Source organism: Pseudomonas sp. DG56-2 (assembly GCF_004803755.1).
Taxonomy (GTDB): Bacteria; Pseudomonadota; Gammaproteobacteria; order Pseudomonadales; family Pseudomonadaceae; genus Aquipseudomonas; species Aquipseudomonas auratipiscis.
In genome coordinates this window covers 1,813,875-1,837,081 of sequence record NZ_CP032311.1, presented here as the reverse complement: position 1 = coordinate 1,837,081, position 23,207 = coordinate 1,813,875, and the positions used below count along the sequence as shown (strand labels likewise).

The following is a 23,207-nucleotide window of genomic DNA, read 5'->3' as shown; positions in this document are numbered from 1 at the left end:
TCGGTCTCCCCGGCCGGCTCAGGCCACCGGCCGGAGCCACTCAAAAAAGCCGGTTGAGGCCGTCGTAGGCAGCTACCCGATAGGCTTCGGCCATGGTCGGGTAGTTGAAGGTGGTGTTGACGAAGTACTTCAGGGTATTGCGCTCGCCCGGCTGATCCATGATCGCCTGACCGATGTGGACAATTTCCGAAGCCTGGTAACCGAAGCAATGCACGCCAAGGATTTCCAGCGTCTCGCGATGGAACAGAATTTTCAGCATGCCTTGAGGCTCACCAGCGATTTGCGCCCGCGCCATACCCTTGAAGAACGCCTTGCCCACTTCGTAAGGTACCTTGGCCTGGGTCAGCTCCTGCTCGTTCTTGCCGATCGAGCTGATTTCCGGAATGGTGTAGATACCGGTCGGTACGTCGTTGACGAAGCGCCAGCTGCCGTTATCGACAATGCTGCCCGCCGCCGAACGACCTTGGTCATGGGCAGCACTGGCGAGGCTCGGCCAACCGATCACGTCACCGGCACCGTAGATATTCGGCACGTGAGTGCGGTAGGTCTCGTCCACTTCAATCTGGCCACGGCTGTTGACCTTGATGCCGATGTTTTCCAGACCTAGCTTGTCGGTGTTGCCGGTACGGCCGTTGCACCAGAGCAAGGCGTCTGCCTTGATCTTCTTGCCAGACTTCAAGTGCAGGATCACGCCGTTGTCGACGCCCTCGACACGGTCATACTCTTCGTTGTGGCGAACAGTGATGTTGTTGTTGCTGAAGTGGTAGCTCAATGCCTGGGAGATTTCCGAATCGAGGAAGCTCAGCAATTGACCGCGGTTGTCCACCAGCTCCACCAGCACACCCAGGCCACTGAAGATCGAGGCGTATTCGCAACCGATCACACCGGCACCATAGACAATCAGCTTGCGCGGTGTGTGACCGAGGCTGAGGATGGTGTCGCTATCGTAGATACGCGGGTGATGGAAATCGATATCGGCCGGACGGTACGGACGCGAACCGGTGGCGATGATGATGTGCTTGGCGACCAGCTTCTCGACCACGCCATTGGCGCAAACCACTTCGATGGTCTGCTCATCAGCAAAGCTGCCAGTGCCGAAGAACACGTCGACACGGTTGCGCGCGTAGTACCCCGTGCGCGAGGTGACTTGCTTGGCAATCACCTTCTCGGCGCTTTTCAGTACGTCGGGGAACGAGAACCAGCGCGGCTCACCAATGGCCCGGAACATCGGGTTGGTGTTGAACTGCATGATCTGGCGCACCGAGTGACGCAGGGCCTTGGACGGGATGGTGCCCAGGTGGGTGCAGTTACCGCCGACCTGGCGACGGCTATCGACCATCGCCACCTTGCGTCCTGCTTTGGCAGCATTCATTGCCGCCCCTTCTCCTGCGGGGCCGGAACCCAGCACCACTACGTCGTAGTTGTAGACAGCCATGCGTACTCCTTCAGAACAGGCCCGTTCGCCACGCCGGCGATCGGGGCTAGATCATGTCGCCAGCGGCGCCATGAAAATTTCGAATGCAGTCTAATCAAGCTTGAGCGTCGCGCACATTAACCCTTGGTCGCGTCGTAGGCTAATTTTCTCTGCACTACATGTATTCATCGCGGGGCAAGCCCACCCAAAATTTGTGGGAGCGGGCTTGCCCCGCGATGCCTTTCAATTCTTAACCACTTGAGCAAAGGCGGGCGTGCTCCGAGAGACGAAACCATCGCCAACCCGGGTCACGAATACCGCAGCAATTTCGTGCTTCAAGGCAAAGTCCCAGCCCTGTTGCGGCCCAAGGATCAACAACAAGGTCGAGTAACCGTCAGCCTTCAACGCTGAACGAGCAAAAACCGTCACCGCCGCCAACTCATGCTGCACCGGTTTGCCTTGGCGCGCATCGAAGGTGTGCGAATAGCGTTGGCCATTCTCCTCGAAATAGTTGCGATAGTCACCGGAGGTCGAAACGCCATAGCCATCCACCGCCACTATTTGTTGGGCAATCTGGCGATCATCGCGGGGGAGTTCCAGCGCTACTTTCCAGTGGCTGCCATCGGGCTTTCGCCCCACGGCTTTGAGCTCGCCGGTCACTTCGACCAGCAAATCCGCGACCCCCAGGGCATCAAGGCGTTCAACCAGCAGGTCCACCGCATGACCTGCCGCGATACTATTGAAGTCGATCTGCACCGCCGCATCCTTGCACAGCTGCTCGCCCACTATGCGCAAATGCCCATGCCCGACGCGCTGCCGCGTGCTGGCCAACGCCTGTGCGTCCGGCACTTTCTCTCGCCGTGATTGCGGACCAAACCCCCACAGATCGAGTAACGGCTCCACGGTCAGGTCAAATGCACCATCACTCTGCTGCGACAGCTGCTCGCCAACGCGCACCAGCCCCAACACCTCTGCCGGCATCACCTGGCAGCTGTTGGCGGGCAAGCGATTGAAGGTCTCGGTCAACGAGTCGCTACGATAGGTGGAAAAGCGCTTGTCGATCCCCTCGAGTACGCTCTGCACTTCCTGCCTGACCCGTTCCGGTGTCGGCCCCTGAGCCGTGCGCACATACTGCACGGTGTAACTGCTACCCATGGTTGGCCCGCTGACGCGCTCGAGCGTATCGCCTTGCGAGCAACCGGCCAGGTTGATCAGTGCACTCACCAGCGCGTTCGCCAGCAACAGCTTACGCATTCATCCTCCTGGAAAATCAGGCAAAAAAAACGGGAACCCTAAGGTTCCCGTCTTTCACGACCAAGACAAGCTTAGCGTGGGAAAGCTGGCGGGTTTACACCGGCCATGTCTTCCATTACACGCACGACCTGGCAGCTGTAACCGAATTCGTTGTCGTACCAGACGTACAGGACAACGCGATTATCGTTGCAGATGGTAGCTTCGGCATCGACCACACCGGCGTGACGCGAGCCAACGAAGTCAGTGGAAACCACTTCCTGCGAGCTGACGTAGTCGATCTGCTTGTGCAGATCCGAGTGCATGGCCATCTGGCGCAGGTACTCGTTGATTTCTTCGCGGCTGGTGGCCTTTTCCAGGTTCAGGTTCAGGATGGCCATCGACACGTTCGGCGTTGGAACACGAATCGCGTTACCGGTCAGCTTGCCCTTGAGCACAGGCAACGCCTTGGCAGCTGCAGTGGCTGCACCCGTCTCGGTGATAACCATGTTCAGCGGCGCGGCGCGGCCACGACGGCTGCCCTTGTGGAAGTTGTCGATCAGGTTCTGGTCGTTGGTGAACGAGTGAACGGTTTCGACGTGGCCGTTGACGATGCCGTACTTGTCATTGACAGCTTTCAGCACCGGCACGATAGCGTTGGTGGTGCAGGAAGCGGCCGAGATGATCTTGTCGTCAGCGTTGATTTCACCGTGGTTGATACCGTGCACGATGTTCTTCAGTGCGCCTTTGCCAGGGGCAGTGAGGATTACGCGAGCAGCGCCAGGGCAAGCCAGGTGCTGGCCCAGGCCGTCGGCATCACGCCATACACCGGTGTTGTCGACGATCAGAGCGTTTTCGATGCCGTACTGGGTGTAGTCGACTTCGCTCGGGCTCTTGGCGTAGATAACCTGGATCAGGTTGCCGTTGGCGGTGATGGTGTTGTGTTCTTCATCGATGGTGATGGTGCCATCGAACGGGCCGTGAACCGAGTCACGACGCAACAGGCTGGCACGCTTGACCAGATCGTTTTCGGCGCCTTTGCGCACGACGATGGCACGCAGACGCAGACCGTCGCCACCACCGGTTTTTTCGATCAGGATGCGCGCCAGCAGACGGCCGATACGACCGAAGCCGTACAGCACGACGTCGGTGCCTTTGCGCGCCGAAGCATTCTGCTGGCCAACCACATCGGCCATTTCTTCACGCACGAACTGCTCGGCGCTGCGGCCGTTGCCTTCTTGCTTGAATTTGTTGGCCAGCTTGCCCAGGTCGACCGAAGCGGCACCCAGTTTCAGCTCACTCATGGCCTTGAGCAGCGGGAATGTCTCGTGGACAGAGAGTTCGGTTTCGTCGGTTTGGCGATGACGAGCAAAGCGATGCGCTTTGAGGATCGAGATCACCGAGCGGTTGATCAGGCTGCGGCCATAGATCGAGCTCACCACATTGTTATTGCGGTAGAGCTGACCGATAAGCGGGATCATCGCTTCTGCAAGTGCTTCACGATCAATCCACTCACCAAGACACTGGTCGGGCTTCTGAGTCACGGGAACCTTCCACATGTAGGGACAGAAAAAAGGGGCTACATTATGACGCCCCGCAGCCCATCGAGCAATGAGCGCCTGTCGCCGATGCGTCACTACATGGATTTAGCCTGCGCAAACCTGACAGCACGGGCTCGTCACCGGTACAATTGTCGTCTTTGTCGTAACGCTTGGAGCTCGACCTCCCGTGCCTGTACTGCGTCTACCGCACCTGCCGGCCACTGCCGGCAAACAAACCTGGGGCAATCTGCCGGGCGCTGCCCTGAGCCTGGCCATTGCCGAAGCTGCCAGCGCCGCCAAGCGCTTTACCCTGCTTCTGACCGCCGACAGCCAAACAGCTGACCGGCTCGAGCAGGAGTTGCGCTTTTTTGCGCCGGATCTGCCGGTATTGCCGTTCCCCGACTGGGAAACCCTGCCCTACGACCTGTTCTCGCCGCACCAGGACATCATCTCTCAGCGGATTGCCAGCCTGTACCGGCTGCCGGAGCTTGACCACGGCATTCTCGTGGTGCCGATCACCACTGCCCTGCACCGCCTGGCACCGACCCGCTTCCTGCTGGGTAGCAGCCTGGTGCTGGACATCGGCCAGAAGCTCGATGTCGAGCAAATGCGTACACGTCTGGAAGCCAGCGGTTACCGCTGTGTCGATACGGTGTACGAACACGGTGAATTCGCCGTGCGCGGCGCACTGATCGATCTGTTCCCAATGGGCAGCAAGCTGCCGTACCGGATCGATCTGTTCGACGACGAGATCGAGACCCTGCGGACCTTCGACCCGGAGACCCAGCGCTCCATCGACAAAGTGGAGTCGGTGCGCTTGTTGCCGGCGCGCGAGTTTCCGCTGCAAAAAGATGCCGTGACTCGCTTCAAGGCTCGCTTTCGTGAGCGCTTCGACGTCGACTTCCGCCGCTGCTCGATCTTCCAGGACCTGTCCAGCGGCATTACCCCTGCCGGTATCGAGTATTACCTGCCGCTGTTTTTCGATGACACCTCGACACTGTTCGACTACCTGCCCCAGGACACCCAGGTATTTTCCCTGCCCGGCGTCGAGCAGGCAGCCGAGCATTTCTGGAGCGATGTGCGCAACCGCTACGAGGAGCGGCGTATCGATCCGTCGCGCCCCCTGTTGCCACCGGCCGAATTGTTCCTGCCGGTAGAGGATTGTTTCGCCCGCCTGAAAAACTGGCCACGCGTTGTCGCCAGCCAGGATGACATCGACAGCGGCGTCGGTCGCGAGCGCTTCCCGGCACAAGCGCTGCCCAATCTTGCCATCGAAGCCAAGGCCCACCAGCCGTTGGCAGCGTTATCAGCGTTCCTCGACCAGTTCGCTGGCCGCGTGTTGTTCACTGCCGAGTCGGCAGGCCGTCGCGAAGTGCTGCTCGAACTCCTCGAGCGCCTGAAGCTGCGCCCGCAAACCGTCGACAGTTGGAGTGCATTTGTTGCCGGCAAAGAGCGCCTGGCAATTACCATCGCCCCGCTCGATGAAGGCCTGCTGCTGGAAGATCCAGCCATTGCCCTGGTCGCCGAAAGCCCGCTGTTCGGGCAACGGGTCATGCAGCGTCGACGCCGGGAAAAACGCAGCGACGGCAGCAACGATGCCGTCATCAAGAACCTCACCGAACTGCGCGAAGGCGCGCCAGTGGTGCACATCGATCACGGTGTGGGTCGCTACCTGGGCCTGGCGACCCTGGAAATCGACAATCAGGTCGCCGAATTTCTCACCCTGGAGTACGCCGAGGGCGCCAAACTCTACGTGCCGGTGGCCAACCTGCACCTGATCGCTCGTTACACCGGTAGCGATGACGCGCTGGCGCCGCTGCATCGGCTTGGCTCCGAAACCTGGCAAAAAGCCAAGCGCAAAGCGGCCGAACAGGTGCGCGACGTGGCCGCCGAGCTGCTCGACATTTATGCCCGCCGCGCCGCGCGCAAAGGGTATGCCTTCGCCGATCCGTCTGCCGACTACGCCACGTTCAGCGCCGGCTTTCCTTTCGAGGAAACCCCCGACCAGCAAAGCGCGATCGAAGCTGTGCGCGAGGACATGCTCGCGCCCAAGCCGATGGATCGCCTGGTGTGCGGCGATGTGGGCTTCGGCAAGACAGAAGTTGCCATGCGTGCCGCCTTCATCGCCGTGCACGGCGGTCGCCAGGTAGCAATCCTGGTACCGACTACCCTGCTCGCCCAACAGCACTACAACAGCTTCCGCGACCGCTTTGCCGACTGGCCTGTCACCGTGGAAGTAATGAGCCGCTTCAAGTCACCTAAAGAAATCGCCAGCGCCGTCGCCGATCTCGCCGAAGGCAAGATCGACATCGTCATCGGCACCCACAAGTTGCTGCAAGACGACGTCAAGATCAAAGACCTGGGCCTGGTGATCATCGACGAAGAGCACCGTTTTGGCGTACGCCAGAAAGAACAGCTCAAGGCGCTGCGCAGCGAGGTCGACATCCTCACCCTGACGGCTACACCGATCCCGCGTACGCTGAACATGGCCGTGGCCGGCATGCGCGACCTGTCGATCATCGCCACCCCGCCAGCTCGGCGGTTGTCGGTGCGTACCTTTGTCATGGAGCAGAACAAGAGCACCGTCAAAGAAGCACTGCTGCGCGAGCTGCTGCGCGGCGGCCAGGTCTACTATCTGCACAACGATGTGAAAAGCATCGAGAAGTGCGCCGCCGACCTCGCTGAACTGGTACCCGAGGCGCGCATTGGCATCGGTCACGGGCAGATGCGCGAACGCGAACTCGAACAGGTGATGAGCGACTTCTACCATAAGCGCTTCAACGTGTTGATTGCCTCGACCATTATCGAGACCGGTATCGACGTACCGAGCGCCAACACCATCATCATCGAGCGTGCCGACAAGTTCGGCCTGGCCCAGTTGCACCAGTTGCGTGGCCGGGTCGGACGCAGTCACCACCAGGCATACGCTTACCTGCTGACCCCGCCACGCCAGCAAATCACGCCAGATGCCGAGAAGCGCCTGGAGGCTATCGCCAATACCCAGGATTTGGGCGCAGGCTTCGTCCTTGCCACCAACGACCTGGAGATCCGTGGCGCCGGCGAGCTACTTGGCGAAGGCCAGAGCGGGCAAATCCAGGCGGTCGGTTTTACCCTGTACATGGAAATGCTCGAGCGCGCGGTCAAGGCCATCCGCAAGGGTACCCAGCCTAACCTCGACCAGCCGTTGGGCGGTGGCCCGGAAATCAATCTACGCCTACCCGCGCTGATTCCTGAAGATTACCTCCCAGATGTGCATGCGCGCCTGATTCTGTACAAGCGAATTGCCTCGGCGGTGGATGAGGACGGCCTCAAAGACCTGCAAGTGGAGATGATCGACCGTTTCGGGCTGCTACCCGAGCCAACCAAAAACCTGGTACGCCTGACCTTGCTCAAGCTGCAGGCAGAAAAGCTTGGCATCAAGAAAGTCGACGCCGGCCCTAACGGCGGCAAGATCGAATTCGAAGCCGAGACGCCGGTCGACCCAATGGCATTGATCAAGCTGATCCAGAGCCAGCCCAAGCGCTACAAGTTCGAAGGTGCCACCCAGTTCAAGTTCATGGTGCCGATGGAGCGCCCGGAAGAACGCTTCAACAACCTTGAGGCGCTATTCGAGCGCCTGACCCCACAATCTGCGTGAAGGAAGATCCATGCGTGCCATTCGCTGCCTGACCCTGCTACTGGTGCTATTCGCCCCAGCCGCATTTGCTGAAGGGGAGTATCAGGTTGAAATGATTCTGGTACGGCAAAACGCCGTGCCAGCGATTACCAGCCAGTTTGCCCCAGAAGACTGGAGTAACGGCGCCCAGGCCCTTGCCGAAGGCGACCTGCGCAAACCCGCAATGACCGATGAAGCAGCGAAGCTGACCGCGGACAGTCAATACACGGTGCTTTTGCACAAAGCCTGGAAACAGGATACCGGCATTGTTGCCATCACCGACGGCAAGGAACAATTCGGCCACTTCCCGATCGAGGGCAACCTGAGCCTTAAGGAAGATCGCTTCATCGCCGTCGATGCCAACGTCTGGGTCAATCAGTTCGACGGCAATGGCGCCGTCGTCCAGAGCGAACAGCTCAAGCAGAGCAACAGCACGGTAAAAAATGCAGAACTGACTTTTCTCGATGGCGGCCACCTGGCCGTGCTGCTCAAGGTTACTGCCAACAGGCCGGTGAGGATGCCCAGCCCAGCGCCGGAGTTGATGGAGCAATAACCAGATGCGGAGAGAACTGCGGCAACTGGTTGAAAATGACGACTGGACGTCAGCGTTCCGCTCACAGGTGCTGGAAAGAGGCGCCGAATATGCGGGGCAAGGCCGCGTAAAGCTGCTATCGCTGAAAGACACGAGGCTCACTTCAACCTGTCGCGGTTCCGCTGGCAATGTCTACACCCAGAGGATTGAATTGGATGAGCTCGAGAATGGGCCATTCCTGAAGACATTCTGCAGTTGCCCAGTAGGTTTGAATTGCAAGCATTGCGCTGCCGTCCTCTATTACGTGATGGACCTGCAAGAACCGGACGAAGCACCACAGCCAGGCGAAGTGTCGGGACTGAGCCCGCAACTGGAACACTGGATCGACAGGCTGGCCAAGGTTGAAGCAGGCGCCGACAAATCCTCGAAAGAGGATGGGCACATACTAATCTATGCGCTGTACTTGCCAGAAAGTGGCAAGGCCTGCATCACCCCATACAAATGCAACCGCCTGAAGGATGGCAGCCTCACCGAGCTCAAGCCGCTCTTGCACCCCGAAGAGCCTTTGCGCCTGAAGCCGCGATACCTGCGGGAGTGTGATGCGAAGTTCCTGCGCCTGATCGTTGCCAGTGCGCAAAGCGCCACATTCAACGGCACCGTAACGCTTGAGGGCGCCGATGGCGCGGCCCTGCTTGAACTGGCCCTGTCTACCGAACGATTGGTCCTCGCGCCGCGTCTCTCCCCTGTTACACGGGGAGCGCCGCTTAGCTGCGAGTTTCGCTGGGTCAAGCTGGATAACGGTTACTACAAGGGCTGCTGGTACAACCACGGCACATTGATCGAGCACGTTCTGGCCCTGCAGCCACTGTATTACCTAAACCAAGCCCAGGACCAGATTGGCAGCCTGAACCACGACTACGACGAAATCACTGCTTCATATCTCGCCTCCGCGCCGGTCATACCGGAAAGCCAGGTAGTACAATTCAGCCATCGGATTCAGACCCTCAATCGTCAGATCCCCACCCCCAGAACATTGAGCGAAAAGATCATCGAAGGCATTGCACCCATACCCCACCTTACCCTGGGCAGTCACGAGTTCAGCGCCTACGTGCCGCAATCAGGTCGCATGCAGCGCCAGCACCAGCACCGAGCCGCCTTGTCTTTTGTCTACGACGGCGTGCGCACCAGCGGCCGCCAGGCCAAAGACGTAACCAAACTCGACGGCAGCACTTGTCACCGCATCCAGCGCCAGACCGAAGCCGAAGGCAACATCCGCCAAACGTTGACGAAGTTGGGATTCAAGGTGGCTACACGACAGAGCAAAGCGTTGCCCGAAAGCGCTGGCGACTTGCTTGAATTGGCGTCCGAGGGTGCTTGGCTGCGCTTCATCCTCAATGATTTGCCGCTGTTGCGCGAACAAGGATGGGAGATCGAGTACACCGACGACTTCGCCTTCAACCTCGCCCAGGTGGATGACTGGTACGCACATATTGATGAAGCCGGTGGGCGAGACTGGTTCGACCTGGAACTGGGTATCGAGGTCAATGGCGAGCGCCTGAGCCTGTTGCCGATTCTTCTCAACGTACTGCGCAGTCATCCGGAACTGCTCAATCCCGCGCACTTGCAAAAGCGCCGAGACGATGAACAATTGCTGGTGCAGTTACCTGGCCCGCCAGGCAACGTACGCCGCAACCTGCAAGTGGCACTGCCTTATGGCCGACTCAAACCCGTACTGGCGACCCTAGGCGACTTCTACCTACGCGAACCAGGCGACACCAGCTTGCGCCTGCCCACCCTGGATGCTACCCGCCTCAATGCGCTGGAAGACCTGCCGCTAAGCTGGCAAGGCGGCGCCCAGGTACGCAACCTCGCCGAGCGCCTGCGTGATATCCGCCTTCAACCGGCGCCGGCCCCGAGCGGCCTCAATGCAACGCTGCGTACATACCAGCTTGAAGGCCTGAGCTGGATGCAGGCACTGCGCGAACTGGAAGTCGGCGGCATCCTTGCCGATGACATGGGCCTGGGCAAGACCCTGCAAACCCTCGCCCACCTACTCACCGAGAAAAACGCCGGACGCCTGACCCGCCCCGCCATGGTGGTGATGCCCACCAGCCTGATTCCCAACTGGCAGGACGAAGCCGCACGCTTCGCTCCCGGCCTACGAGTGCTTGCACTGCAAGGCGTCGGCCGACGCAAACACTTTGCCAACTTGCACGACTATGATTTGTTGCTTACAACTTACGCGTTGCTGCCCAAGGACATGGAGCACTTCAAGGATCTGAAGCTGCATGTACTGATTCTCGATGAAGCGCAGTACATCAAAAGTCCGAACAGCAAGGCGGCCCAAGCTGCGCGTCAACTTGAAGCACGCCAACGTCTGTGCTTGAGCGGCACCCCCCTGGAGAATCACCTGGGTGAGCTGTGGTCGCTGTTCCACTTTCTGCTGCCTGGCTGGCTGGGTGACGCCAAAGCATTCAATCGCGACTATCGCGTACCGATCGAGCGCCAGGGCAATGAGGAGCGCTTGCAGCACCTCAACGCCCGGATCAAGCCTTTCCTGCTCCGGCGCACCAAGGAACAAGTTGCCACGGAGCTGCCCGCCAAGACCGAAATGATTCATTGGGTCGACCTTAGCGACGCTCAACGCGATGTCTACGAGACCATGCGCCTGGCCATGGATCAAAAGGTACGCAACGAAATCACGCGCAAGGGTGTTGCCCGTAGCCAGATCATCATCCTTGAGGCATTGCTCAAACTACGCCAGGTCTGCTGTGACTTGCGCCTGATCAACAGCGAGGCCACAACCGCGCGCGGCGCCCATTCGGGCAAACTGGCCAGCCTGATGGAAATGCTTGAGGAGCTGCGCGCCGAAGGCCGGCGAGTGCTGCTGTTCTCGCAATTCACCAGCATGCTCAGGTTGATCGAGCAAGAGTTGCAGCAACGCAACATCGCCTACGCACTCCTGACCGGTGAGACCCGTGACCGTCGGGCGCCCGTACAAGATTTCCAAAGTGGGCAATTGCAGATATTTCTGATCAGCCTCAAGGCGGGTGGCGTTGGCCTGAATCTCACGGCGGCCGATACCGTCATTCACTACGACCCATGGTGGAATCCGGCAGCCGAGAACCAGGCCACCGACCGTGCCTATCGCATCGGCCAGGAAAAACCGGTGTTCGTCTACAAACTGATCACCCGCGGCACGGTGGAAGAAAAAATCCAGCAACTGCAGCAGGAGAAGTCGGCGCTTGCGGCCGGCGTGCTGGATGGGCGAACGGCGGGTGACTGGCGTTTGGCCGCAGAGGATATCGATGCCTTGTTTGCCCCACTGCCTGGCAAGCACAAGGGGTCTAAAACGGGCTGAATCCCCGCCGGGGCTAACGCCCACTGGCAATGTGTTTCCAGTGGGGCCTGCCCGGCGAGGTCAATCGACCAACTGAGCCTCTTTCAACGCCCCGAGCGCTTCCAGCCAGCGCGGCTGCTGACGATAGTCAGTACGTGCAAAACCCTGCCCGCGCATCTGCGCAATACGTGGCGAGGGCTTGACCTTCAACCGCTGCGCAGCGGTTAGCGCCAATTCAGCAGCTGCCCGGTCGTTGCACACCAGCCCCATGTCACAACCGGCAGTCAACGCAGCCTCGATACGGCTGGCAGCATCGCCGACGACATGCGCGCCTGCCATCGACAGGTCATCACTGAAGATCACCCCGTCAAAGCCCAGTTCACCGCGCAGGATGTCCTGCAGCCAACGCCGCGAGAAACCTGCGGGCTGGCTGTCGACGTGTGGATAGATCACATGCGCAGGCATCACCGCAGCCAGTTGGCCACTGAGGCGGGCAAAAGGCACCAGGTCGACAGCACGGATCTCTTCCAGACTGCGCTCGTCGGTGGGAATCGCAACATGGGAGTCCGCTTCAGCCCAACCATGGCCGGGGAAGTGCTTCCCACATGCGGCCATGCCTGCGGCGTTCATACCCCGAATGAATGCGCCGGCCAGGGCGGTTGCACGCAGCGGATCAGCTTCGAACGCGCGGCTGCCGACTACAGCACTGCGCTGATGATCAAGATCCAAAACCGGGGCAAAGCTCAAGTCCAAGCCTACAGCCAGCACTTCAGTGGCCATCAACCAGCCGCATTGCTCGGCCAGGTACTCGGCATTGTCATTGTCGGCCAGCGCACGCATGGCTGGCAGCCTTACAAAGCCCTGGCGCAGGCGCTGGACCCGTCCACCCTCCTGATCCACTGCCAGAATCAGGTCCGGGCGAACGGCACGGATCGAAGCCGCCAATTCGCGTACCTGGCGAGGGCATTCAATGTTGCGGGCAAAAATGATCAAGCCCGCCACTTCGGGCTGGCGCAAAAGCTGGCGATCTTCGGCGGTCAGCCAGGTACCGGCGATGTCCACCATCAGGGAGCCTTGCAGGCTGGCACTCATATTAGATCCTTCAGTTCAGGGGCGCGTCGACCCATTGAGGGCACGCAGCTTCTTCGATCTGCACTGCACAATGCACCGGCACCCGGTCAAACAGATGCAACAGGTCGGCATTGCGCAGGCGGACACAGCCATGGGACAACGGCACGCCTAAAGGTTCGCTGTCAGGCGTGCCGTGCAAATATATGTAACGTCGAAACGTATCGACCGACCCCAGGCGATTGAATCCAGGCTCGCAACCGCTGAGCCAGAGGATACGACTGAGAACCCAGTCACGGCCCGGATACTGCGCATGGAGCTGCGGCGTCCAGACTTCACCGCTCCAGCGTCGACCACGCAGCACTGCCCCTTGGGGCAAACCCGTTCCGATCTTTGCTCGCACCTGATGGCGGCCGCGCGGCGTACAACCAGAGCCATTGGCTTCTCCGGCGCCCTTCAGTGCAGTGGAAACGGGCAGACGCACGCGCAAGTGCCCCTGGTAGAACCCATAGAGGCATTGATCGGCAAGGGAAATGTGCAGTAAATCGAGACTGGGCATGGGCGCTAGCTTAGCCGATGCGGCTCGCCGCGCCCAGCCATGGCTCAGGCCTTGGCGGTAACTGCCGGGCTCGATGACTTGCTGCGTGGACGCAACTGCGCGGCAGCCATGGCTTCATCGGTGACGCCACTGTCTGCGCGCATACCGGCCGCAAGAAACGGCACCATCAAGCGCATGACCTGCTCGATCGAGGTGTTGATACCGAAATCGGTTTCAGCGATGGCGCGCAATGCTTTGATGCCGGACATACTGAAGGCTGCAGCGCCCAGCATGAAGTGCACACGCCAGAACAACTCGATAGGCGGAATACGTGGAGCCGCTTCGTTGACCAGCAGCATATAGCGGCGGAACACCTTGCCGTACATGTCTTCCAGGTAACGCCGCAGGTGACCCTGGCTCTGACTGAAAGCCAGGCCCAGCAAACGCATGAAAATCGACAGGTCGTTACCGCTGCGCGGCTGCACCACCATGGCCTGCTCTACCAGCATTTCCAGCAATTCTTCAAGGCTTGGCTTGTGCTCGGGACGAGCCTGGCGGCGCTCCAGCTCACGCTCCAGACTTGCGCAGAAAGGACCAAGGAAACGTGAGAAGACCGCCTGGATCAGGGCCTTCTTCGAACCGAAATGATAGTTCACCGCCGCCAGGTTGACGCCAGCCTTGCTGGTGATCAGCCGCAATGAGGTTTCGGCAAAACCTTTTTCCGCGAACAACTGCTCGGCAGCATCGAGAATGCGTTCTACGGTTTCCGACTGGGCCATGACTACTCCGCCTGACAAACACTTGTTTGAAACATACGTTTCAAACCGGTAATTTGTCAAGTCCATCCGGCCGCTTTGCGTCTATACGGTCACGTATTAAATCACAGCTGCAGGCCCCAGACTGCAAGGCATAAGCGCCATATTCCGCTTTTTCTCAAAGGTTGATGCTTGCAGCTTGCCACTCACTGTATATAATTACAGTCACTGTATAAAAAGACAGAGCGATCGAAATGCTAAAACTGACGCCACGCCAAGCTGAGATTCTGGCTTTTATCAAGCGCTGCCTGGAAGACAACGGCTTTCCGCCGACCCGTGCAGAAATCGCCCAGGAGCTGGGGTTCAAATCGCCCAACGCTGCCGAGGAGCACCTCAAGGCGCTGGCCCGCAAGGGCGCAATCGAGATGACTCCAGGCGCCTCGCGCGGCATCCGCATTCCCGGCCTCGAAACCAAGACCGAAGACAGCAGCCTGCCGATCATCGGTCGCGTTGCTGCGGGCGCGCCAATACTGGCCCAGCAACACATCGAAGAGTCCTGCAACATCAACCCGGCTTTCTTCCATCCGCGGGCCGACTATTTGCTGCGCGTTCACGGCATGAGCATGAAGGATGTCGGCATCATTGATGGTGACCTGCTTGCCGTGCACACCTGCCGCGAAGCTCGCAATGGTCAGATCGTGGTCGCCCGCCTGGGCGACGAAGTGACCGTCAAGCGTTTCCAGCGCGAAGGCAGCAAAGTCTGGCTAATTGCGGAAAACCCCGAGTTCGCCCCCATCGAAGTCAACCTGAAAGAGCAGGAGCTGGTGATCGAGGGCTTGAGTGTCGGCGTAATTCGTCGATAAAGGAGGCGTCATGCAGTTCCCCCCAGCGTCACAGAACGTACCGCAGCAAGTGCAACTGCCCTTGTTCGAAGCATTTCTGGCCCAGCCAGTGCTGCCCGGACTGAAAGCCGCCAAGCCTGCGTCGCACCCTGGCACAGCTCAGGTATTCAGCGAACTGTCCTTCCGTGGCGCTCTGGGTAGCTGCCAGAACCTGCTCGCACCCATGCTTCGCGATTTGAGCGAGTTGAGCGAAGAGCACGACGCTCGCTGGCTAACCTTGATCGCCCCACCGGCCAGCCTGACCCAGGCCTGGCTACGCGAAGCCGGACTGAATCGCGAGCGCATTCTGCTGCTGCAACCACGCGGCAACCAAAGTGCCTTGCAACTGGCTTGTGACGCCCTGCGCCTGGGCCGCAGCCACACCGTGGTCAGCTGGCTGAGCACCGTCAGCAGCAGCGCACGCATGCAATTGAGCAATGCCGCCCGCGCCGGAGATGCACAAAGCCTGAATATCCGCCTTGGCTGATATTCAGGCTCGGTAGTCTGGATATTGTCCGGCTTCCTCAGAACAAGGAAGCCATACCGCTCGATCAGTGCAGAACGCGCGACCCATCGTCTCGTTCGACTTCACCTTCGACCAGCTTGCCAGCCATCTGCACGCCAACACTGAGCATGGCTTTGGCCACCTCCACGTGCTGACCTTGCAAGAAGGCCTTGGCGTCCTCGGAGAAATCCAGGGTCACCAGGGAGCCCTCGTCCTCGGCGCGGCGCAGCTCGATCCGGCCATCAGGCAACTCGACAATTTCTAGAAAGGACGTTGGCATAAAGGGCTGTTCTCCACGAAAGGCCAGTATTGTACCAGCGAGCGCTTAAATCAGCACTCACTCAGGCCCTCACGAAAGCGAACGGTCAGGCCCTTGAGATTTTGCCGCCAACCCTCCAACTCCTCCCGAGATAGCGGCGCTTGCTCAGGCTCATCAAGGCTTACGGCTTGTATCAGAGGCTGGGTGACATCGGTTTTCGGCGCTTTTTTCGCGACCGGCGGTCGAAACAAATCGGCATAAGCGCTCAACAGTTGCGCGAGCCAGGTTTCGCGTTGCTCCGCCAATTCAACCAGCTCGGCCATCTCCGGAATAGCCACCGCTTCCAGCACGTCGCGAGTCAGCAACAACTCCGCACGCGCAGCCGCGGCTTGCGGTAGACGGTAGTAGCCGGCAATTTCATGGCAAAGGCCCAGAAGCGCGCCGTAGAGGTGAAACAACGCAGATTCGCGCTCAGCCTGAATCAACGCTTGAGCGTTCATTGCCCGGCTGTCCTGTGCCTTGCCCATAGCCTCGAGAGCCAGGCCTGCGAAGTAAATTTTCTGGTTGGTGCGCGTGTAAAGTTCCTGGGCCATCTGGGTGCCCTCCGAAAGGCTGCAAGGCGATTACTGAATTTACACTAATGCAGCCCCGAAATGCATCGCGGGGCCCTGCCCCGCGATTGGATCAATGGCGATTGATCAGCGCTTGTCTTCGACCTTCCAGGCCTTGCCGTCATAGAACGCACGCCAGCCTGTAGGCTTACCTTCAACCTCGGTCTGCACGTACTGCTCCTTGGTCTTGCGGCTATAGCGAATTACCGCTGGGCGTCCGTCAGGATCTTTCTTTGGCGCATCGCAAAGGAAGTGATACTTCGGATCGATCTCATCCTTATGCGGAATGATCTCGATTACCAGCGGTGCACGGGTCTCACGGTTTTTCGGGAACTGGCTGGCGGCCAGGAACAGTCCCGAAGCACCGTCACGCAGCACGTAAGTGTCATTGACCTTTTCGCACTTGAGCTCCGGCATTTTCACCGCGTCCATCTTCGGCGGCGCCGCTTCACCACTCTTGAGCAGCTTGCGGGTGTTTTTGCATTCAGCGTTGGTGCAGCCGAAGAACTTGCCAAAGCGGCCGGTCTTGAGCTGCATTTCGCTCCCGCACTTGTCGCACTCAAGGCTCGGGCCTTCATAGCCTTTGATGCGGTAGCTACCCTCTTCGATCTCGTAGCCGGTGCAATCAGGGTTGTTACCGCAGATGTGCAGCTTGTGCTTCTCGTCGAGCAGGTATGCGTCCATCGCGGTGGAGCAGATCGGGCAGCGGTGCTTGTTGAGCAATACCCGCGACTCGGACTCACCCTCGTCATCAGCAGCGATCTCATCACCCGGGACCAGGTTGACGGTGGCCTTGCACCGTTCTTTAGGCGGCAGGCTATACCCCGAGCAACCCAAGAACACGCCAGTGGAGGCCGTGCGAATCATCATCGGACGACCGCAATCCTTGCAGGGGATATTGGTCAGCGTCGGCTGATTGGCACGCATGCCCTTCTCAGCATCTTCGGCAAGCTTGAGCTTGTTGCTGAAGTCGCCATAGAACTCATCCAGCACATTCTTCCAGTCGCGCTCACCTTGAGCCACGTCATCGAGGTTTTCTTCCATACCGGCGGTAAAGCCGTAGTCCATCAGGTTCGAGAAGCTTTCGGACAGGCGCTCGGTGACGATGTCGCCCATTTTCTCGGAATAGAACCGACGGTTATGCAGGGTGACGTAGCCACGATCCTGGATGGTCGAGATGATCGCCGCATAGGTGGAAGGACGGCCGATACCCCGCTTTTCCATTTCCTTGACCAGGCTGGCTTCGGAGAAACGCGCAGGCGGCTTGGTGAAGTGCTGGCTTGGATCAAGCTGAATAAGCTTGAGCACTTCACCCTGATTCATCTCAGGCAGTACGTCATCATCGCCCGGCTTGGTCTGCTGTGGCAGCACGCGGGTGTAACCGTCGAACTTGAGAATACGGCCCTTGGCGCGCAGCTCGAAATCGCCAGCCATCACGCTGACGGTAGTCGACAGGTACTGCGCCGGTGGCATTTGGCAAGCCAGGAACTGACGCCAGATCAGCTCGTAGAGGCGCTCGGCATCACGCTCCATCCCCGCGAGTTTGCTCGGGTGGGTGTTGACGTCGGAAGGGCGAATCGCCTCGTGCGCCTCCTGGGCACCCTCTTTGCTGCTGTAGACAATCGGCGCTTCTGGCAGGTACTTCTTGCCGAATTCGCTCTCGATGTAACTACGCGCCATTTCCACCGCGTCGGCCGAAAGGTTGGTCGAGTCGGTACGCATATAGGTGATGTAGCCGGCTTCGTACAGACGCTGGGCCATCATCATGGTCTTCTTCACCCCGAAGCCCAGGCGATTGCTCGCCGCCTGCTGCAGGGTGGAGGTGATGAAAGGAGCAGACGGTTTGCTGCTGGTAGGACGGTCTTCACGCTTGGCGACGCTGTAGCTGGAAGCCTTGAGCTTCTCCAATGCCGCCATAGCCTGGGCTTCGTTGAGCGGTTTGAAAGCCTCGCCCTTCTCGCGCGCAACTTCGAAACGCACCTTGGCATCTTTGGCGGTTCCCAGGTCGGCATGCACTTCCCAGTATTCTTCAGGAATGAAGGCACGGATCTCACGCTCACGCTCGACCACAAGCTTTACCGCGACCGACTGCACGCGACCGGCTGACAGACCACGGGCGATCTTCTGCCACAGCAGTGGCGAAACCATGTAGCCCACTACGCGATCGAGGAAACGACGAGCCTGCTGGGCGTTGACCCGATCGATATCCAGCTCACCCGGCTGCGAGAACGCTTCCTGAATGGCCTTTTTGGTAATTTCGTTGAACACCACGCGCTTGTAGCGGCTGTCGTCACCACCGATGGCTTCGCGCAGGTGCCAGGCAATGGCTTCCCCCTCGCGATCCAAGTCGGTTGCGAGATAGATGGTGTCGGCATCCTTGGCCAGGCGACGCAGCTCTTCGATGACCTTTTCCTTGCCTGGAAGGATCTCGTACTTGGCTTTCCAGCCGTGGTCCGGATCAACCCCCATGCGTGCAACCAGCTGCTTGCGCGCCTTTTCTTTCGGCGACAGAGCCGGAGCCTCGCCCGCTGCGGCCTTGCCACGCTTGGCGGCAGGCTCTTTGCTGGCGCTGGCCGAACCGCTGGTGGGCAGGTCTCGGATATGGCCGATACTCGACTTCACCACGTACTGGCTGCCCAGATACTTGTTGATGGTCTTGGCCTTAGCCGGGGATTCCACAATGACCAGCGATTTGCCCATGGATCGGAAAATTCCTGAATACTGAAAATAAAAACACGGCAGGTACCTGACGCGGCACCGCTATATATAGTGGCAACAGAGTGAGGTCAAGCGCGAGGCGCTAGCCACCCTCGGCATCGGAGCGAGAAAACAGATCCTTTTCAGCCGTGACCAAAGCAAAGCGCGGCACATGCTCGCCGTCAACCTCGACCGACTCCATGAACATGGAAAGTGGCCGAACCCAAAGGCCGAATTCGCCGTACAGAGCTTGGTAGAACACGACCCATTCCTCGGTTTCGGAATGGCGCGCTGTACCGAACACACGATACTCAGGCCCCTTGTAATGCCGGTATACGCCTGGTTGTATCTGCATGTTGCTCACCCTCTTGAAAAAAAACTGCAAAAAACAAAAACCGGGGCACCAGGCCCCGGTTTCCACCCGCGAAACGCTTAAACGCGTTCGAAGACGGTAGTGATGCCTTGACCCAGGCCGACGCACATGGTCGAAACGCCGAAGGTCCCGCCATTCTGCTTCATGACGTTGAGCAGAGTGCCGGAAATCCGCGCACCAGAGCAACCGAAAGGATGACCCAGAGCGATTGCGCCGCCGTGCAGGTTAACCTTCTCATCCATCTTGTCGAGCACTTTCAGATCTTTCAGTACCGGAAGTGCCTGTGCAGCGAAGGCTTCGTTGAGCTCGAAGAAGTCGATATCAGCGATGCTCAGGCCCGCACGCTTGAGCGCTTTCTTGGTCGCCGGAACCGGACCGTAGCCCATGATCGCAGGATCGACACCGGCCACGGCCATGGAACGGATAACAGCCAGCGGCTGAATTCCGAGGTCCTGGGCACGCTGGGCCGACATCACGATCATGCAAGAAGCACCGTCGGTGATCTGCGATGAAGTACCGGCAGTCACGGTACCGCCTTTTGGATTGAATGCCGGCTTCAGTGCCGCCAGACTTTCCAGCGTGGTATCCGGGCGAATGGTTTCATCGTAGTCGAAGACTTTGAGGAAGCCATTTTCGTCATAGCCCTGCATCGGGATGATTTCGTCCTTGAACTTGCCTTCGACCGTTGCCTTGTGGGCGAGCTGGTGCGAACGCAGGCCGAACAGGTCCTGCTGCTCACGGGTAATACCGTGCATCTTGCCGAGCATTTCCGCGGTCAGGCCCATCATGCCCGAGGCCTTGGCGGCGTACAGCGACATGTGTGGGTTCGGGTCGACACCATGCATCATGCTGACGTGGCCCATATGCTCGACGCCACCGACGACGAAAACGTCACCGTTACCGGTCATGATCGCCTGTGCTGCAGTGTGCAGGGCGCTCATCGACGAACCGCACAGACGACTGACAGTCTGGCCCGCGGCAGTGTGCGGGATCTGGGTCATCAACGAGGCCATGCGGGCGATGTTCCAGCCCTGCTCCAGGGTCTGGTTGACGCAGCCCCAGATCACATCTTCGACCTCGTTCGGATCAACCTTGGTGTTGCGCTCCAGCACCTTGCTGATCAGGTGCGCGGACATGTCCTCGGCGCGGGTGTTGCGGTGCATGCCACCCTTGGAGCGGCCCATTGGTGTGCGACCGAAGTCGACAATCACCACGTCTCTTGGATTCAAGCTCATATTTTCTCTCGCTCTCTATCGTTGGGCGCTTAACCGAAAAAGCTCTGACCATTCTTGGCCATTTCACGCAGCTTCGCGGTGGGGTGATACAGCGGACCCAGATCGGCGTACTTGTCTGCCAGGGCAACGAATTCTGCTACGCCGATCGAATCGATATAGCGCAGTGCACCGCCACGGAACGGAGGGAAACCAATGCCGTAGACCAGACCCATGTCGGCTTCGGCCGCCGTTTCGACAATTCCGTCTTCCAGGCAACGAACCGTTTCCAGGCACAACGGGATCATCATCCAGTTGATGATGTCTTCGTCGGTGACTTCACGCTGCTCGTAGACGATTGGCTTGAGCACTTCGAGTACAGCCGCGTCGGCAACTTTCTTCGGCTTGCCGCGCTTGTCGGTTTCGTAGGCGTAGAAGCCCTTGCCATTCTTCTGGCCCAGGCGGTTGGCTTCGTAAAGCGCATCGATCGCCGAGCGACGGTCGTCCTTCATGCGGTCTGGGAAGCCTTCGGCCATTACGTCACGGCCGTGGTGACCGGTGTCGATGCCGACTACGTCCATCAGGTAGGCAGGGCCCATCGGCCAGCCGAATTTCTCCATGATCTTGTCGATGCGTACGAAATCGACACCGGCGCTGACCAGGCGGGCGAAACCACCGAAGTACGGGAACAGCACGCGATTGACCAAAAAGCCTGGGCAGTCATTGACCACGATGGGGTTCTTGCCCATTTTCTTGGCGTAGGCAACGGTGGTGGCAACTGCCACGTCGCTGGACTTCTCGCCACGAATAACCTCAACCAGCGGCATCATGTGTACCGGGTTGAAGAAGTGCATGCCGACAAAGTTCTCTGGACGTTTGAGCGCCTTGGCCAGCAGGTTGATGGAGATGGTCGAGGTGTTGGACGCCAGGATGGCATCTTCCTTCACCTGGCCTTCCACTTCAGCCAATACTGCTTGCTTGACCTTTGGGTTCTCGACCACGGCCTCGACGACGATGTCGACGTTGGCGAAATCGCCATACGACAGGGTCGGACGGATCGCATTGAGCGCTTCGGCCATTTTCGCTGGGGTCAGACGGCCTTTTTCAACGCGTTTGCCGAGCAGCTTGGACGCTTCGTTCAAGCCCAACTGGATGGCAGCCTCGTTGATATCCTTCATCAGGATCGGCGTGCCTTTGACCGCGGACTGGTAGGCAATGCCGCCACCCATGATACCGGCGCCGAGTACGGCGGCCTGCTTCACGTCGTGAGCGATTTCGTCATGGGCCTTGGCTTTGCGCTTGAGCTCCTGGTCGTTGAGGAACAGGCCGATCAGGCTTTCTGCAACCGAGGTCTTGGCCAACTTGGCAAAACCTGCCGCTTCAACTTCCAACGCTTTGTCACGCCCGAAGTTGGCAGCCTTCTGGATGCTCTTGATCGCTTCGACCGGTGCTGGGTAGTTCGGGCCAGCCTGGCCAGCGACGAAACCTTTGGCGGTTTCGAAAGACATCATCTGCTCAATGGCGTTGAGCTTGATTTTCTCGAGCTTTGGCTGACGCTTGGCCTTGTAATCGAACTCGCCACTGATGACGCGCTTGATCAGGTCGAGGGCCGCAGCCTGCAGCAGCTCGGGCGCAACCACGGCATCGACGGCACCGACTTTCAGCGCGTCTTCAGCACGGTTTTCCTTGCCAGCGGCAATCCACTCGATGGCGTTGTCGGCACCGATGATGCGCGGCAGGCGAACCGTACCGCCAAAACCTGGGTAGATACCCAGTTTGACTTCCGGCAAGCCGATTTTGGCGTTGCTGGACATGACGCGGTAGTCGGCTGCCAGGCACATTTCCAGACCGCCACCCAAGGCAATGCCATTGATGGCGACAACGGTCGGTACGGCCAGGTCTTCGAAATCGCTGAAAATGCGGTTTGCTTCCAGGTTGCCGGCGACCAGTTCGGCCTCGGGCAGCTTGAAGTTATCGACAAACTCGGTGATATCCGCGCCGACGATGAAAACGTCCTTGCCACTGCTGACAATGACGCCCTTGATCGATGCATCGGCCTTGAGGGTGTCTACGGCCTGACGCAATTCGTTCAGGGTTAGACGGTTGAACTTGTTGACGGACTCACCCTTGAGGTCGAACTTCAGTTCGACGATGCCGCTTTCAAGAGCCTTAACCGTGATGGCTTTACCTTCGTAAATCATCAACTGATCTCCACGATATGGAAGCTGAACTGTACACGCCAATCGCTGGTGAAAGACTCGGCGGGCCGTTGGCCGGTGTTTGCCGAATCCTTGCGCCAGGCACACCCGTCAGCGCGATAGTCGGGATTCTGTAAGAGCCTTCTGACAATACAAACGCTCAATTCATACGCCCGTTTGATTTGGGTATGCACACATTCAACGAAAAGAACGCCGTTGTCAAATACCCAAAAGCGGCGTGAAAACGCGACTTTGCGGTCATTTTTCTTTCGGCGCATGCAAACACCGACCTCGGTGATCGAGCCGTATTCATACCAGCGATAGTGGTCAAAGGCTTACACGCACAAACGCGCTGTCCACGCATTCGGGTGCAATCAACAAGCACAGAGAAAAAGCAGA

At 59.0% G+C, this 23,207-nt stretch carries 18 protein-coding genes; 5 read left to right on the top strand and 13 right to left on the bottom strand.

From position 1 onward, the window contains the following. Positions 1–40 precede the first annotated feature (40 nt). The 3 genes from sthA to D3Z90_RS08520 all read right to left on the bottom strand — a co-directional run bounded on the left by sthA (position 41) and on the right by D3Z90_RS08520 (position 4,203). Positions 41–1,435 carry a Si-specific NAD(P)(+) transhydrogenase gene (sthA, locus tag D3Z90_RS08530; RefSeq protein WP_136475323.1) on the bottom strand — a complete coding sequence of 465 codons (1,395 nt, stop codon included), beginning with the start codon at positions 1,433–1,435 and terminating at the stop codon, positions 41–43. Positions 1,436–1,657: 222 nt separating this feature from the next. Beyond that, positions 1,658–2,653, bottom strand: coding sequence for an FAD:protein FMN transferase (locus D3Z90_RS08525; RefSeq protein WP_136478898.1), 996 nt, complete (start codon positions 2,651–2,653; stop codon positions 1,658–1,660). Positions 2,654–2,739: 86 nt separating this feature from the next. Continuing rightward, entirely contained in the window at positions 2,740–4,203 is a 1,464-nt protein-coding gene (locus D3Z90_RS08520; protein WP_136475322.1) for a glyceraldehyde-3-phosphate dehydrogenase, read from the bottom strand. Between the two features lie 169 nt (positions 4,204–4,372). On the opposite strand from D3Z90_RS08520, the gene mfd reads away from it, so the two are divergent. Genes mfd through D3Z90_RS08505 form a run of 3 tightly spaced genes read left to right on the top strand, consistent with a single transcriptional unit; the run spans position 4,373 to position 11,733 of the window. Beyond that, a complete protein-coding gene (mfd, locus tag D3Z90_RS08515; protein ID WP_136475321.1) occupies positions 4,373–7,822 on the top strand; it encodes a transcription-repair coupling factor in 3,450 nt (1,149 codons plus the stop codon). A gap of 10 nt (positions 7,823–7,832) precedes the next feature. Further along, on the top strand, positions 7,833–8,393 hold the full coding sequence (locus D3Z90_RS08510; protein WP_136475320.1) for a CsiV family protein: 561 nt from the start codon (positions 7,833–7,835) through the stop codon (positions 8,391–8,393). Between the two features lie 4 nt (positions 8,394–8,397). Next, a complete protein-coding gene (locus tag D3Z90_RS08505; protein WP_136475319.1) occupies positions 8,398–11,733 on the top strand; it encodes a DEAD/DEAH box helicase in 3,336 nt (1,111 codons plus the stop codon). Positions 11,734–11,793: 60 nt separating this feature from the next. Here D3Z90_RS08505 and nagZ read toward each other — a convergent pair whose 3' ends face one another. The 3 genes from nagZ to D3Z90_RS08490 are packed head-to-tail and all read right to left on the bottom strand — an operon-like array spanning position 11,794 to position 14,097. Continuing rightward, positions 11,794–12,792, bottom strand: coding sequence for a beta-N-acetylhexosaminidase (nagZ, locus tag D3Z90_RS08500; protein WP_178084208.1), 999 nt, complete (start codon positions 12,790–12,792; stop codon positions 11,794–11,796). Positions 12,793–12,814: 22 nt separating this feature from the next. Continuing rightward, positions 12,815–13,339 carry a L,D-transpeptidase gene (locus D3Z90_RS08495; RefSeq protein WP_136475317.1) on the bottom strand — a complete coding sequence of 175 codons (525 nt, stop codon included), beginning with the start codon at positions 13,337–13,339 and terminating at the stop codon, positions 12,815–12,817. Positions 13,340–13,383: 44 nt separating this feature from the next. Continuing rightward, positions 13,384–14,097 (bottom strand): TetR/AcrR family transcriptional regulator, encoded by a 714-nt coding sequence (locus tag D3Z90_RS08490; RefSeq protein WP_136475316.1) that lies wholly within the window; start codon positions 14,095–14,097, stop codon positions 13,384–13,386. A 230-nt stretch (positions 14,098–14,327) separates the two neighbouring features. On the opposite strand from D3Z90_RS08490, the gene lexA reads away from it, so the two are divergent. Beyond that, positions 14,328–14,936, top strand: a complete 609-nt coding sequence (gene lexA / locus D3Z90_RS08485) for a transcriptional repressor LexA (protein ID WP_136475315.1) — start codon at positions 14,328–14,330, stop codon at positions 14,934–14,936. Positions 14,937–14,946: 10 nt separating this feature from the next. After that, complete coding sequence (gene sulA / locus D3Z90_RS08480; RefSeq protein WP_136475314.1) at positions 14,947–15,441, top strand: SOS-induced cell division inhibitor SulA; 495 nt, start codon at positions 14,947–14,949, stop codon at positions 15,439–15,441. Positions 15,442–15,505: 64 nt separating this feature from the next. Here sulA and D3Z90_RS08475 read toward each other — a convergent pair whose 3' ends face one another. The 7 genes from D3Z90_RS08475 to D3Z90_RS26920 all read right to left on the bottom strand — a co-directional run bounded on the left by D3Z90_RS08475 (position 15,506) and on the right by D3Z90_RS26920 (position 23,086). Continuing rightward, the gene (locus D3Z90_RS08475; RefSeq protein ID WP_136475313.1) at positions 15,506–15,739 is read right to left on the bottom strand and encodes a hypothetical protein; all 234 of its coding nucleotides are present in this window, start codon (positions 15,737–15,739) and stop codon (positions 15,506–15,508) included. Positions 15,740–15,789: 50 nt separating this feature from the next. Then, positions 15,790–16,311: a DUF6586 family protein gene (locus tag D3Z90_RS08470; protein WP_136475312.1), complete on the bottom strand. Its 522-nt coding sequence runs from the start codon at positions 16,309–16,311 to the stop codon at positions 15,790–15,792. Between the two features lie 105 nt (positions 16,312–16,416). Continuing rightward, the gene (gene topA / locus D3Z90_RS08465) at positions 16,417–19,029 is read right to left on the bottom strand and encodes a type I DNA topoisomerase (RefSeq protein ID WP_136475311.1); all 2,613 of its coding nucleotides are present in this window, start codon (positions 19,027–19,029) and stop codon (positions 16,417–16,419) included. Between the two features lie 100 nt (positions 19,030–19,129). Then, the gene (locus tag D3Z90_RS08460) at positions 19,130–19,381 is read right to left on the bottom strand and encodes a DUF1653 domain-containing protein (protein ID WP_136475310.1); all 252 of its coding nucleotides are present in this window, start codon (positions 19,379–19,381) and stop codon (positions 19,130–19,132) included. A 77-nt stretch (positions 19,382–19,458) separates the two neighbouring features. After that, complete coding sequence (gene fadA, locus D3Z90_RS08455; RefSeq protein WP_136475309.1) at positions 19,459–20,634, bottom strand: acetyl-CoA C-acyltransferase FadA; 1,176 nt, start codon at positions 20,632–20,634, stop codon at positions 19,459–19,461. Positions 20,635–20,663: 29 nt separating this feature from the next. After that, positions 20,664–22,811, bottom strand: coding sequence for a fatty acid oxidation complex subunit alpha FadB (fadB, locus tag D3Z90_RS08450; RefSeq protein WP_136475308.1), 2,148 nt, complete (start codon positions 22,809–22,811; stop codon positions 20,664–20,666). Beyond that, on the bottom strand, positions 22,811–23,086 hold the full coding sequence (locus tag D3Z90_RS26920) for a hypothetical protein (protein WP_203476728.1): 276 nt from the start codon (positions 23,084–23,086) through the stop codon (positions 22,811–22,813). The genes fadB and D3Z90_RS26920 overlap by 1 nt, the downstream gene beginning before the upstream one ends. Positions 23,087–23,207 lie beyond the last annotated feature (121 nt).